Genomic DNA, 13,992 nt, shown 5'->3' with positions numbered 1-13,992 from the left:
AGTTCAGGTGAGCGTTTTCAGCAGGGCTTTCAACTCGGTTGCCGTGTGCTTGAGGGGAGTTGTCGATCTGGTCGACTTGCTCAACATCACCGCGCCTTCGAGCGCGGCAAGAGTCAATGTGGCGAGACGTTTGGCGCGGGCTCGTGACACACCTTCGTTGACGATCACCCGTTCGAGCCCGAGCATCCACGCGTTGAACCAGCGCGCCGCCGCCTCCCCCAGCTCGGCGTCGGCCGGGCCCGCGCCCACCGCGGCCCCAGCAACCGGGCATCCCGCGGCAAAGTCACTGGTCTCGAGCAGATCGGTCCACCAGCGAACGAAGGTGTCGATGGCAGCGATGGAGCCGCGCTTGGTAGCCGATTCGATGACGCCGTTGATGGTGGTGCCGGCATAGTCGAGCGCTTCGGCGACGATCTGCTGACGCCCTTGCGGGAAGTGGTAGTACACCGAGCCACGCGGCGATCCGCTGCGTTCGAGCACCGCATCAACGGTGACACCGGCGGCTCCACGCTCACGCATCACCTCGACGGCGCCGATCAGCATCCGTTCACGCGTGCCCTGACGCTCCACTGTTCTCCTCCGCGACGCAGCCAGCCATATGTCGTAATGAATACTACGTAACGGCTACGGCGCAGAGTTCTGAACACGTCTGTCAGGACGGCAGGTCGGGCCCGCCGGTGGCGGTTGCCACAGACGAACCGCTCGGTTCAGATTCGTTCCTCGGGGTCAGGATGAGGCACGTCGTGGTCGCGTGCGCGACCAGACGCCCTTCGTCGTCGTGCACCTTTCCCTGAGCTGTCGCAACGGTTTTGCCCACGTGGATGATCTCGCCGGTCGCTGTCAGCGTGCGGCCTTGCGTCGACACCGAGCGAATGTAATTCACGCCCAACTCCAAGGTTGTGTACCCGACCCCCGCCGGCAGAGTTGTGTGCACGGCACAACCCATCACTGAGTCGAGCAGGGTCGCCGCGATACCCCCATGCACACTCCCGAGTGGATTGGCGAAGTCTGGCGCGGTGGTGAGCTCCACCGTGACCTTGCCCAGATCCACCTCGGTGAACTTCATGCCCAGCAGCCGCCCGATCGATGGAACGTCCTGCAAGTCAGCGGTTTTGATCCACTGCAGCACTTCCAGTCCGGTCATTTCTGCGAAGTTGTCGTTCGCCACTTTGTTCTCCCTTGTCCCTGATCGACGAGCAGGTCGCCCAAACGAGGACTTCCGATCCGGCGTCCTCCGTGCTCTACTATGCCATACAACATAACAACGGTCATTGACTTATTAAGAGGTCTCCCGCAATGTCACACGGTCCCAACGCCTTTTTCCGGAACACCGGCGCGTTCTGCGCACGCCGCAGGTGGTGGGTGATCGGCTTCTGGGTTGCGTTGGTGGTCGGGCTGAACCTGGCAGTCCCTCAGATAGAGCAGACCGTGTCGGAGAAATCGGCCGCGTTCCTGCCCGAACACATGCCGTCCGTCGACGCGCTGCGCGACATGTCGACGGATTTCGGCGCTCCCGCGTCGACCGCTGTGGGCAGTGTGGTTCTGGCTGATGACGGCGGGATCACCACAGCAGATGATGACTACTACCGCCGCCTCGTAGAGCTTCTGTCCGGTGATCACGAAAAACGTCGCCTACGTCCTAGACATGTACGGAAATCCCGCCACCCGCACCGCCGCACTCAGTCCGGACGGTAAGGCCGTCAACGTCCTGGTGGTCGCTGAAGGCGACGTCGGCAGCACGCGTGCACACCACAGCACGGTCGCGATCCGTTCGACGATCGACTCCATTCCCAAACCCGACGGGCTGTCGGTGTACTACACGGGCGCCTCGCCCACCCTTGCCGATCTCTTCTCTTCGATCGATTTGTCGCTGCTCATCATCACGGGAGTATCGGTACTGCTGATCACGTTGATGCTGCTGATCGCCTACCGATCACTGATCACAGCCCTGATCCCGTTGGCGACCATCGGCTTCGGACTCGGCGCCGTGCGGCCCATCGTCTCGTACCTCGGCGCAAATGAACTGATGTCGATCTCGAACTTCTCGATTGCCATCATGACGGCGCTGGTACTAGGCGCCGGAACCGACTACGCGATTTTTCAGATCGCGGGCTATCACGACGCCAGGCGCGCTGGTGAAGACCCAGACACTGCCGTTGCGACCGCAAGCGCACGGGTCTCCCCGATCCTGGTTGCCTCGGCCCTGACAATCGCTGCTGCTGCGGGTGCCATGATCTTCGCCGAGGTCGGGATGTTCAAGACTGCGGGCCCGCCGACCGCGATCGGGGTACTGCTGGCAATGGCGATCTCGGTGACCCTCACACCCGCGCTGATGTCCGTGGCCGGGCGTCGCGGTCACATCGAACCCAAGGCATCGACCGAGCGCCGATGGCGCCGACGTGGTGCGACGATCATTCGACACTCGGGCCCGCTGGTGGCGGTGTCGATGGTGGTTCTCATCGCGTTGGCAGCGATGGTTCCCCTGTTGCGCGTCAGTTACGACGAAGAGTCGGTTCAGCTCTACGCCAACGACTCCACGCGCGGTTACGACAAGGTGCTCGAACACTATGGCGTCAACGAGATCCTGCCCGAGTACCTGATTATCCGTGCCGACCACGACATGCGTAACACCAACGATCTGGCGACGCTCGAACTCGTGGCGATGTCGGTGTCGAAGCTGCCAGACATCGCCTATGTCCGGTCGATCACGCGACCTGACGGCTCACCGATTCCCGAAGCATCCACCGGATATCAGGCAGGGCAGGTCGGCAATCGGCTCGACGATGCCCATCGGCAGATGGTCGAGGCCACACCAGAGTTGCAACGACTGGCATCCGGGGTGACAGCACTTCGCGATGGCGCCGACAGCGCGTTGGGACAGTTGCCACTCTTGGTGGACGGCACCAATCAGGTTGTGGGACTGGCCGGCGGTGTGCTCGACGCAGTGGACACCGCGTCCCGAATAGTGGCGATCGCTTCTGATGGCCGCCTCTCTCTACCCCAGGGACTCACTGAGCTCGGAACCCTCGCCGAGACGGTGGGTCGTTTGGTCACAGCAGTTTCGACGAGCAATTCGCAGACGTTGGCTGCAACTGAGCAGCTCGACGATGTGTTCGGCCCGATGCTCATGACGGTGCCTGACGCACAGTGCCAGGCCGACCCTGCGTGCCTGGCGGCGCGGTCGGCGTTCAGCCTGTTCGACAAGGCGACGGGCGGGAACGCTTCGCGGACGTTGCAGCAGGCCGTGAACTTGTCAGGTGTGCCGGGCGAGGTCATCGACAAGGCACAGGCTTTGCTGCCTGAAATCGAGACCGGGCTGAGTCAAGTCAAGATTCTCCTCGACGGGCTCGGCGGGAAGACACCGGAGCAGCTGCGTACCGAGCTGGGTGCCCTGACGGCGGGCATCACCGAACTGTCGACGGGTATGACGCAGCTGGCCGAGGGGCTTCGCCAGGTCAAGGCAGGCACCGACAAAACCGTGGCTCTGACAGGGCAACTCACCGCCGGGCTTGGCGAAGCCGGCGGCTACTTGCAGACGATGGCTCGAGACACGACGTCGGGCCCGGGGGCTGGTTTCTACCTTCCCGCACAGGGTCTCGAAGATCCGCGATTTGTGGCAGGCACAAAACTCCTGCTGTCACCCAACGGCAAGACCGCGCGGATGCTCGTGGTGCGCAGCATCAACCCGTACGGCCATGACGCGATCCGCACGGTGCACGACATCGCGGACACTGCCCGGACGGCAACCACCGGAACGGTTCTCGACGGTGCCGAGGTGAGTTCGACCGGCCTGACATCGTTGTCCGCCGACATGAACAATCAGGTCAACAGAGATTTCGCACTGTATGCCGTGGTCGCGATCCTGGCGGTGTTCCTGATCCTTGTCGTGTTGCTCCGCAGCATTCTCGCGCCATTACTGCTGGTTCTGACCGTGCTGTTGTCGTTTGCGGCGACCGTTGGGTTGTCCATCCTGTTCTGGCAGTACGGACTGGGCATCGACCTCGATTGGTCGGTCATTCCGTTGGCGTTCATGGCGCTTGTGGCCGTCGGCGCGGACTACAGCATGCTGTTTGCATCCAGGATCCGTGAGGAATCCCAGACCGGGATGATCGGCGGAATCATCCGAGGCTTCGGGTCGACCGGTGGGGTGATCACCACGGCCGGCGTCGTTTTCGCCGTCACGATGTTTGCCCTCATGAGTGCCACCGTGATCAACCTTCTCCAATTCGGTTTCACCGTGGGCGTCGGACTCATCCTCGACGTGGTGGTGGTTCGGTCGATTCTGGTACCGGCCGCGATGGCCGCGATCGGCAACCGCATCTGGTGGCCTGCGAAGGTATGACGGCCCGCCGCTTCTGGGTGGTGGGCGTTTCGGCGTAGCGTCCATCACTCAGCCCTGTCGGCGAGTTCTGGCCGGCCCGCGAGAATCGCGGCCAAGTTGTATCCGCTGACGCGGAGTGGGTTCTCGCGGGTGCCCGGAATGCCCTGATCCTCCTGGGCCCGGGAGTACTGACCGTGGCTGTCCACCCCATCGCGGTGCACGTTGTCCGCAGTCGTTCGCTCTTCGGTGGACAACTGGATGAAGTCCGAGGCAAACGGGTTGGATCCGTGAACACCCTCGCTGGCAGCGAGATTGATCCACCTGTCGTCGGGGTCGTTCATCAGATACGCATGCCCGTACTCCAGTCCCAATTGTGATGACGTGTTCGCGTACACACCAGGACTCCCGTAGAACACGGTGTCGTCCACGTACTCGTGCGCTCCACCCTGCAGGGCCAGCGACGCCGTCGTTGATCCGTAGGAGTGTCCGTTGAGTACCAAGTGTTGCTCGTCCTCCGGATGGTCGCTGGTCAGGCCCAGCGAGCGGGTGAAGTCGGCGAGGCTGTCTGCTCCGGCTTTTGCTTTGCCATCCCCCAGTGCTTCCCAAGGGGCACCGTCGTTGACGTCGGGGGTGTCGTATCCGATCCACGCGACGGTCGAGACAGCTTCTCCCTCACCGCCGGTGGAGGCGAGGATGCCGAGGGTTTCGCGCCGCAAGGCACCCGCCTCGCTTGTCATGGTGCCGATCGACTTCGCTTCGGTGTTCACCCCGGGCACGGTCACGCTGACATGACGCGCTCTGTCCGGATTACCCACCGCGACAGCGGCTTTTGTCTCTTTCCCGTCAGGTTGAAAGGTCAGCAGGAACGCTTGCGCTCCGGTGTCGTTCTGATCAACGCGGTAGTCCCCACCCAGTGCCGTGTTGATGGCGCGCAAGCCGTCGAGTTCTTCGCGCTTTGCTGCCAGCCTTGAGGCGAGTGCGTACTGACCCCGAGCGCCGATGTACGCCCTGTCGAGCGCTGCGAGTTCGGCCTCCACTCGTTGCGTCTGCGCCGCCAGCGCAATCCGGTTGGCGACGTCGCGCGAGGAGGCGTCCACACCGTCGAGGTTGCCGATCAGCCCCGGATGCTCCGCGATCATCTGCTGCTTCTGCGCCTCCGGGAGCGCCCGCCACCAGGCGTCGATTTCTTCGGGCGACTTCTTGTCCATGTTCGGCCAGGTGGGCGCAGTCAGAGATGCACCTGCCCGGCCGGACTCGAACGCCTCTGTGAGCGAGCCGAACTCGGGATAGGCGATCTCGCCGGCGACGATCTTGCGCAGGACAGTCGCTGTGTCGTTGTCGATGTCCTCAGCCTGGACGACGAGCGCTCGCGCCCGGATCATGAGGTGCTGCTTCGTCTTCTCCCGTTCTGTCGGTTCCTCGCCCGTCATGTCCATCTGTGAGACGTCATCGACTGTCGGCGGCGGATGGATCACCATGTCTGCATCGGATGCGTCGGCGCGAAGTAGCGTCAACGCTGACTTCAGTTCTCCGACGGCGGTACTCGTCTGGCGGGCCAACTCCGATGCCGCGCCCAACGCAGCTGCCTCATCGTTGAGTGATGTGGACACGGATCGGAACGATCCGCCGGCCGCGGTTGCTCCTTCGCCTTTCCACCCAGGAGTCGCCGCCACCTTGCGCAACATTGCGTCGGCGTCGATCACAGATGTGAAGCGGCCGTTGAGTTCTGCGACCAAACCGTCGAGTGCGGCAGTGTCCCAGTTGTCGATGTCGGTGAGATCCACGACTGCGCCGCCCTCTACAGCCGCAGCCCGGTCGAGGATTGTTCGAAAGTGCCTGCCGCGCAGTCATCGACCGACCCATACGACGCCGCGGCGCCCGCCAGGCCTGCCGCGAGCCCCTCCAGCGCTCCCACCATCTCGCCGGCGCGCCGATCGAGTGTTGTCACGTAGGTGACGAACTCCGTCTGCGTCGAGGTTCCGAACCCGTTGGCGCACATCGCAATGTGCCGTCCCGATCGATCCAAGGCCGCGGCCAGGTCTTCGCCCAGAAGCGCCGCTTCCCTACCCCACCGCGCAAGGCCGATCGTATCGACATCAGTGCGTGATTGATTCCCCACAGTTCCCCCGAACCTCGCCCGAACCCAGTGGCGTTAGGACGCTGGCTCGAACTCGACGGTTCCAGACGGAGCGGTGGCCGCACTGCTCAACCCCCGACCACAAACGCGGTCAGTCGCCAGCGGGCAGGGCACCTGCAAGAAACCTCGTCAAGCCGACGGTTTGCCTGCCACCAGGTCTTCGATGTCGAGGCCCCATCGCCCGAAGGTCTCGTCGAACTTCTTCTCCTGCTGCTGCGCGCGACCGAGCTTGACGCCGGAATACCGTTTGCGCGCCCACCTCGACTTCGGCCTGGCGAGACGAACTGCGCCGATCCAGGCCACGGGAGGTATGAACGCGCCGATGGCAGCCGTCTGGTACTTGCCCTTCTCGACACACAACAACAGGGCGAGGATGTGAAACGGGATGGTGCCGAGCAGGACAAAGTGGCCTGGTGTCCCGACGTTGGACACGACGGGATCGATGCCGAGCAGCACCAGCCCGAGGAGTGAGCCCGTCAACGCGACCACCTGCACGGACAGCTGGCCCTCCGCGGACCAGTAGACATCCTGCAGGTGCAGGATCATGGCGAACTCGTCTAGCACAAGCGACGATCCGACCCCGATCATCACCGCACTGACCTCGGCCCATGGTGAGTCACCGTGGACAGCCACCGACAGGAATCCCCCACCGATCGTGGAGATGATCCCGGGGACCGCGTGATGGATGTGCACGCCGCCTGCAACGTTGTCGTGGAATGGTCCGCGCCCGGAGCGGATCATCCGGGTGATGGTCCGGGTGACCACAAACGTGATCATGAACGAGGCGAAGAGCAACAACATCGGCAACCTGGTGTCGTCTACCAGGCCCTCGAGGAACGACATGGCTAGAAGTTACAGCGGTCACGCTGAGATACGCTCGACCGCGTCAACAGGCCCGGTGAGGAGACAGCGCTGAACGATCAGACGGTGGTCCCGGCCGAGTCACGCAGATCGAGGTTTCGGGTCGGCCCGAACGTGGACGCGGTCGCCGTTGCCTTGCTTGCGTTTGTGGTCAGTTTCGTCGGCATCGGCAATCCGTCCTTCTGGTACGACGAAGCGGCCACCATCTCGGCGTCCACCCGCTCGATCTCCGAACTGATCGATCTCGTCTCGTCCACCGACTCCGCCCACACCTTCTACTACGTCCTGATGCATGGCTGGTTCGCCGTCTTCCCAGAATCGGAGGCGTGGTCGCGGCTGCCCAGCGCCGTCGCAATCGCTGTCGCCGGCGCTGGCGTGGTGGTGCTCGGCAAACTGCTCTCTCGCCGAGCCGTCGGCGTTACCGCCGGCATCGTCTTCGCGATCCTGCCGCGGGTCACGTTGGCAGGCATCGAGGCTCGTCCTTACGCCCTGGCCATCGTGGTGTCGACGTGGCTGACCATCGTCTTGTTCGTGGCCACTCGGCGTGGGGCCACGTCCTGGTGGCTGCTGTATGCGGTTCTGGTGGTGCTGTCGGTTCTTGTCAACATTCACCTGCTGTTGCTGGTCCCGGTTCATCTCATCGCCCTGATCATGCTCGGCAACAACCGGAGTCAGCTCCGTGCCTGGGGCCTGTCGACCGTTCTCGCCGTGGTTCTGCTCAGCCCCTACCTCGCCTTCATGCGCGCCAAGTCCACTCAGCTCAGTTGGATCGATCCCCTCGACGAGCGTGTGTTCGGCAATGTCCTGCTGACTCAGTACTTTGATTTCTCGATCGCCTTCGCGGTGGTCGCATTTCTCTTGTTGGGCACCGCTGTGGTGCTGTTCTTCGCCCGGCGAGAGCGCGTCGCGACCAGCGGCATGCGCGCGGTGGCTGTCCTCTCGATCGTGTGGATCGTGGTCCCCACCGTCGGGTTGCTGTTGTATTCGTTGATATCGCAACCCATCTACGTCGATCGGTATCTGTCGTTCACAGCGCCTGCGATGGCTCTGCTGATCGGGGCTTGTGTGGTGGCCATTGCGCAGAAGCCCGCGCCCATCGCCGCCGTGCTCGTCGTCATGGCGATCGCCGCGACTCCCAATTGGATCGATCAGCGCGGTGACTACGCCAAGTTCAAGATGGATTACAGCCAGGTCGCCGACCTCATCGGGGCGCAGGCCTCGTCTGGCGATTGCCTACTCCTCGACGACACCGTCTCGTGGGAGCCCGGCCCCATCCGCCCGCTGCTCGCCGCGCGGCCAGAGGCATATCGGGGCCTGATCGATGTCGGGTTGTGGCAGCGAGCCCGGCCCGAGGGACTGCTCTGGGACACCAATGCGGCACCTCACCTACGCCGTGACCAGATTCGTGCATGCACCGTCATCTGGATCATCTCGGAGAAAGACAAGAGCCTGTCGGCGCACGATGAGGGTCCGGCGCTCGACCCCGGTCCCCGTCTGGGCCCGACCATCGCCTACCGCGTGCCTGCACGGATGGGCTTCCACGTGGTCGAACGCTGGCAATTCAACATCAGTCAGGTGACGAAGTCGGTGCGTTGAGCACTGGCACCTGACGTCTCGGGGCCCGCGGAACCGGGTGCGCTACCGTGTCGTCTAACACTCGGTCTGCTCGTCGGCCACGTGTACTTGCATCACCAAGCGTCGGGGGTCGCGATGGGTAACTTTGCTGCGGATATCAGCCAGCTGACAGCGCTGGGTACAACGCTGAACGGACTCGGGTCAGAAGCCTCAGAGCTCAAGATCAGCGGCTCAGCCACGGGGGCGAGCACCATGCGTTCAGTGAACGAAGCGATCAACATTTCCTCCGAAATTGTCGAAGGATCGCTGATTCCGACGATCGCAGAACGCCTCAACGAGACCGGCGAGATCATGTCGAACGTGGCAGTCCAATTTCGAGGGCAAGACGATTCGAACGCCGAAAAACTGGCGACGACCTATACCAATGCGACCGGAGACTGGAATACCGAGGACGGTCGTTGAGCGGACTCACCCGCTCTCAGATCGAGTCCTGGAATCCGAGCCAGCTGCTGACCCTGGCCGGTTCATGGAGGACAATGGGAACCTCGATCGAGAGCCTTTTCGACAGGTACGTCACGAGTGTCACGCGTGTGAATGAAGGGATCTGGGAAGGCACCACGGCAGAGGCCACCCAGAATCGTGCAACCGGCGATCGGCGAACGGCGATCACCGTTGTCGACGCACTCGAAAAACTCGCAAGTACTGCGGAGCAAGGTTTTTACGCCACCGACCCGCCGTTCAAGCGGCAAAGCTCGCCATCAACGGCGCCGAAAACGCGTTGTTCAAGGTCAACGAAAACCTCGTGTTGACGGACACGTTCGTCGGACCGCCGTCAGACGAGCGCAAACAGGCTCTTGATGACTGGCAGCTGGCGATCAAGAACGCTGCAATGGCTGCTTACAACGCAGATCTGAGCACCGAAACGTCCCTGCGCGGTCTCCGCTCAGGGTTGATTGCGACCTTCATTGACGCTGCGGCCCTCTCCAAGGAACAAGGCGAAAGTGACGGCAAGCGGATTGCCGACCAACCCGGAAACTTGAGCCCCCAGGAGCTGGAGCGGCTGAAGGAGGCCGGATCCCTCACACCCGAACAGATCGCGGCCTTACAGGCGGGAGATACTGCGGCAATCCCGGCATCGCAGATGGAGTACATCAATGCGCTGTCACGATCCCTCGACGGTAAGAACCCACAAGAGATACGCGACCTGATGAACAAGATGCCACCTGAAGCGCGCACCGCATTCGCCAACGCCCTGCAGATCGGTTCCAACAGCCACGTCACCGCCAGTGTCAGCGGCGACAGAGACGTACCCACCAACGGTGGACTTGCGGTCCTGCCGAAACAGATCGGCGCATCCCTGACTCGAGAAGATTTGGTCGTCAAGGGCGCCAAAACAGGCACCGGGTCCCCTGGTTCCAATCCCGCTGGCCCGAAGCTGATCTTGAACGGGGTGGCCGATAACCAAGCCATTGCCGAGATTGCCGTCGCCGCTGACGACGCCTATCAATCCGGGAGTGATCTCGACGCCAAACTACTGGACGCCGGAGCCGTGTACCTACATGCGCAAGTACAGGCCGAACAGGCTGTCGGAACTTCCCTTGAAGTCGACGGTCGAGTCATCGATCCTGGTAAGCCAATTACCGAGTCGATCTTCTCTGCCGTCGCCGCCGACAAGATCGCGGTTGTTGAGGCAGTAACCGATCCAGAACACGGTATGCAACTCGTAAGCGACATTCAGACGCACGAGTGGTCAGACAACGGGAGCGCAGTAAGCAGTCTGTTCCGGTTCGGTGCCGATGACTTCGAAGTAGGAGATCCGAACGATGCCGTTGACGTCGCGACGTCGACTCGGACCGCCGACATCATGGAAGCAGTCGCCCGGGCGTCCAGCACAAACGACGCCTGGAAGCTGGTTTCGGCAATCCCGGGAACCGATGGGCAGTCTGTTGGCGAAATGAATCCCGAACTGCTACAAACACTTTCCAGGAGTATGACGCCCTACATCACGGACATGGCCGGCTCTGGGGCACACCCCGACTTCAACATTGATTGGGCTGACGATGGCACCGGTAAGTTTGTCGGCGCGGCGAATGTGTTTGCATTGATGAACACCGACGAGTCCGCCGGAGAACTCTTCGACGGCGCAGCCCTCAACCAGCAAGTCCGACTTGAACAGGGCTACGGAAACGATCCCGACGCCCCCGATTCTGGCTCTAAACTGATCGGCGCCGGCCGGCTCGCGGGTCTGGTGGACCAGGGAACCTATCAAGCTGCGAAGGATGAATACGGCAACGAGGCCACGCAAGAGGCTTACCAACGAAAAGAGAAGTCGTTCAACGTAGCAACCAATCTCCTCGACATGGGTCTCGGCCATCTGCCCGTGGGAAGCGATGAGGCATCCGCAGCGCTCGCGATCGGTGGAGATTCGCTCAAGAACGCCATGCTGGGTCCCGCGCCGACCAACGGAGTCGACACTGATGCTCCTGAGCCCCTGGGCCCCAGGCTCAATGCGAACTACTGGAACGTGCTCGATGCGGCCGGCCCGCTAGCTCCGTCCGTCGTCGGCGAGTACGCGTGGGCCGTCGATGCGAACGGCCAAATCAGGTCATCGGCCGAACTCCTGGGAACCTACCAGCGTGACGACGTGGACGATGCGCTCGCGACGATCTTTTCCCGACTGAACAACGGCGAAGATGCCACCAAATACCGTGACAACTATGACGATGTGGTGATCTACCGTAAAGATGACAAATAACGTAATCAAAGCAATCGTTCTGGCGGGATGCCTATTCCTCGCGTCCTGCTCTCTCGGGTCGCAAGAGGGCTCGCCGCCATCAAGCCCCATACCAGTTCAGGAAGAGGACGCCTTCTGGGCCAGCGTCTGGTCGGCCGATGCGGGCATCGACTTGTTCAGTCGCGCTGGTGAACTCGTGCGCGGGACCGTCGAAGCTGGCTACATGGCCCAGGCTTTTGGCGTCAAGAGATCTTTTCCCGGGTACCTCGATGCGCTTGGGGGCGAACCTCTCCCTGCGCAGAATGACCCGAGACGACAAGCAATAGCGGCAGCCTACGCGCCACCCGACCTCGGACCAGGTGCACCTAATCTGAAGTCGCTCTTCTACCACGTCGTCGAACTGACGAATGATAATTCACGCGTGTCGGCAAAGATCTGCGAGTACGGACTCCTGCCCACGCCCTCCATGCCGTTGAGATATCTCGGGATGGGAGAAGCAGTTACTCTTGTGAAACACGATGGACCAGTTGGACGTCCTGGGATTCCCGACACGGGTAAGAACTCAGAAGGAATTGTCGGGAAGATCCCCGGCTGGAACATCTTCGGATCATGGCGTATCACGGAATCGCGGGGGCTTCGGGGCGAAACCCTCCCCGCACAGTGCACGGCGTGGTGGAAATCAGTGTTTCCCGAGGCCATACAGGACCCGGGACGCAACAGTGTTCAGCTACCGGGGCTTGCACCCGCGGCGGCCGGAGAAGTCCAGTATCCGAAATGGATCGGCCCGTCCAACTCCGAATAATCGGCGCCGATCAACCTTCGTCGGCCTTGTCGACAACCACGGTCCCCCGCCAGCCACCAACCACGCGCATCACGTGGTAGATCAGCAGGGCTGCAACGGCACCCAGTGCGATACCGCCGAAGCTGAGGTCGCCGATGACCCAGGAGAAGTCGGCAATGCCGATCACCAGGGCAATAGCTGCGGTGAATTGGTTGACCGGCTTGGAGAAGTCGACCTTGTTGGTCACCCAGATGTGCACACCAAGGATGCCGACGAGGCCGTAGAGCGCGGTGGTGACGCCACCGAGCACACCGTCCGGGATCGCCGCGATCACGGCACCTACCTTGGGCGACATTCCGAGGATGATGGCTGCAACCCCGGCGACCCAGTATGCCGCTGTCGAATAGACCTTCGTCGCCGCCATCACGCCGATGTTCTCGGCGTAAGTTGTTGTCGCCGAACCGCCGCCACTCCCGGCGAGCACCGTGGCAACACCGTCTGCGGCCAGGGCGCGGCCGATGCGGTTGTCGTAGTTGAGGCCTGTCATGGTGTTGATGGACTTGACGTGCCCGATGTTCTCGACAACGAGCACCAGCACCACCGGCAAGAACATGGGTAGCACCGAGAGATGGAATGTCGGAGTGGTGAAGTCGGGCAGCCCAACCCAATCTGCCGATCCGATCTTGCTCGTGTCCACTTCGTCTCTCGCCAGCGCGAACAGGTAGCCGAGCACAACACTGGTGAAGATGGCGAGTCGTCCGAGGAGTCCCCGGAACAGGATGAGTGACGCAATCAGCAGAACCAGCACCACGGTCGCCGTGATGGCGTCTTTTTCATAGTTCGCCTTAGCTGTCGGGGCAAGGTTGAGCCCGATCAGAGCGACGATCGTCCCGGTCACCACAGGGGGCATCAACGCTTGGATCCAGCCTGTGCCGGCGTACTGCACCACCACGCCGATGATGATCAGCAATGCACCGACCACCACGATGCCGCCGAGCGCTGCGGATTCCCCGTTGGATGCAGTCGCGGCGAGGACAGGCGCGATGATCGCGAAGCTGGAACCGAGGTAGCTGGGCAGCCGGTTGCGCGTGATCAGCAGGAACAGGATGGTGCCGATTCCGGAGAAGAGGAGGGTCGTCGCAGGCGGGAACCCGGTGATCACCGGGACCAAGAAGGTCGCGCCGAACATCGCCACCACGTGCTGCAGGCCGATGCCCACAGTCCTGGGCCAGGTCAGTCGTTCATGGGGAGCCACCACGTCCCCATCGCCGGCCACCTGCCAGCTGAAGAACGACTGCGACTTCTTCTCGAGATGTTCGTTCGGCATGGCCACCAGTCTGAGGCATCGGTCGGTGACAACGGTGCATTGACCTGTGAGTTGCGGCCTGCCCGATCTCGGCTCTCGTTTCGGGCTCCAGTTCCTCCGACTCCAGTCACATGCTCCGGTTGCAATCGGAGGAAGTGCACGTAACCGGAGGGAACGCGGCCGGCGCCCACAACTAAGCCCCACAACCTCCGACTCCAGCCACACGCTCCGACTGCAACCGGAGGAACCACACGAAGCCGGAGGAAACACAGCCGAG

Annotated in this window: 10 protein-coding genes and 1 pseudogene; 5 read left to right on the top strand and 6 right to left on the bottom strand. The window is 62.3% G+C overall.

All coding sequences use genetic code 11. The annotated features are described in order from the left end of the window. Window positions 1–3: 3 nt before the first annotated feature. Both W823_RS53355 and W823_RS0130805 read right to left on the bottom strand, forming a co-directional pair. Window positions 4–570, bottom strand: coding sequence for a TetR/AcrR family transcriptional regulator (locus tag W823_RS53355; RefSeq protein ID WP_023962497.1), 567 nt, complete (start codon window positions 568–570; stop codon window positions 4–6). An 82-nt stretch (window positions 571–652) separates the two neighbouring features. After that, window positions 653–1,144: a PaaI family thioesterase gene (locus W823_RS0130805; RefSeq protein ID WP_081729945.1), complete on the bottom strand. Its 492-nt coding sequence runs from the start codon at window positions 1,142–1,144 to the stop codon at window positions 653–655. A gap of 152 nt (window positions 1,145–1,296) precedes the next feature. Between W823_RS0130805 and W823_RS53350 the strand changes: the two are divergent. Continuing rightward, window positions 1,297–4,342 (top strand): annotated as a pseudogene (locus tag W823_RS53350) (RND family transporter). Between the two features lie 44 nt (window positions 4,343–4,386). Here the strand turns inward: W823_RS53350 and W823_RS53345 are convergent. The 3 genes from W823_RS53345 to W823_RS53335 form a co-directional block, all read right to left on the bottom strand. Beyond that, window positions 4,387–6,105 (bottom strand): alpha/beta hydrolase, encoded by a 1,719-nt coding sequence (locus tag W823_RS53345; RefSeq protein ID WP_023962493.1) that lies wholly within the window; start codon window positions 6,103–6,105, stop codon window positions 4,387–4,389. 14 nt (window positions 6,106–6,119) lie between these two features. Continuing rightward, window positions 6,120–6,440 carry a hypothetical protein gene (locus W823_RS57925; RefSeq protein ID WP_152538185.1) on the bottom strand — a complete coding sequence of 107 codons (321 nt, stop codon included), beginning with the start codon at window positions 6,438–6,440 and terminating at the stop codon, window positions 6,120–6,122. Window positions 6,441–6,587: 147 nt separating this feature from the next. After that, window positions 6,588–7,301, bottom strand: a complete 714-nt coding sequence (locus W823_RS53335; protein ID WP_023962488.1) for a hypothetical protein — start codon at window positions 7,299–7,301, stop codon at window positions 6,588–6,590. Between the two features lie 84 nt (window positions 7,302–7,385). Between W823_RS53335 and W823_RS53330 the strand changes: the two genes are divergently transcribed. The 4 genes from W823_RS53330 (at window position 7,386) to W823_RS57920 (ending at window position 12,430) form a co-directional block, all read left to right on the top strand. Next, a complete protein-coding gene (locus tag W823_RS53330; protein WP_023962486.1) occupies window positions 7,386–8,915 on the top strand; it encodes a glycosyltransferase family 39 protein in 1,530 nt (509 codons plus the stop codon). A 114-nt stretch (window positions 8,916–9,029) separates the two neighbouring features. Continuing rightward, window positions 9,030–9,356 carry a hypothetical protein gene (locus W823_RS53325; RefSeq protein WP_031333412.1) on the top strand — a complete coding sequence of 109 codons (327 nt, stop codon included), beginning with the start codon at window positions 9,030–9,032 and terminating at the stop codon, window positions 9,354–9,356. 316 nt (window positions 9,357–9,672) lie between these two features. After that, complete coding sequence (locus W823_RS53320; protein ID WP_023962480.1) at window positions 9,673–11,649, top strand: hypothetical protein; 1,977 nt, start codon at window positions 9,673–9,675, stop codon at window positions 11,647–11,649. Further along, entirely contained in the window at window positions 11,639–12,430 is a 792-nt protein-coding gene (locus W823_RS57920; RefSeq protein WP_152538184.1) for a hypothetical protein, read from the top strand. Before W823_RS53320 ends, W823_RS57920 begins: the two co-directional genes overlap by 11 nt. Before the next feature lie 10 nt (window positions 12,431–12,440). Here the strand turns inward: W823_RS57920 and W823_RS53315 are convergent, their stop codons facing one another. Then, window positions 12,441–13,736: a uracil-xanthine permease family protein gene (locus tag W823_RS53315; RefSeq protein WP_031333411.1), complete on the bottom strand. Its 1,296-nt coding sequence runs from the start codon at window positions 13,734–13,736 to the stop codon at window positions 12,441–12,443. Window positions 13,737–13,992: the final 256 nt, after the last annotated feature.

The organism is Williamsia sp. D3 (genome assembly GCF_000506245.1).
Taxonomy (GTDB): Bacteria; Actinomycetota; Actinomycetes; order Mycobacteriales; family Mycobacteriaceae; genus Williamsia; species Williamsia muralis.
This window is presented reverse-complemented; position numbering and strand designations above follow the sequence as displayed.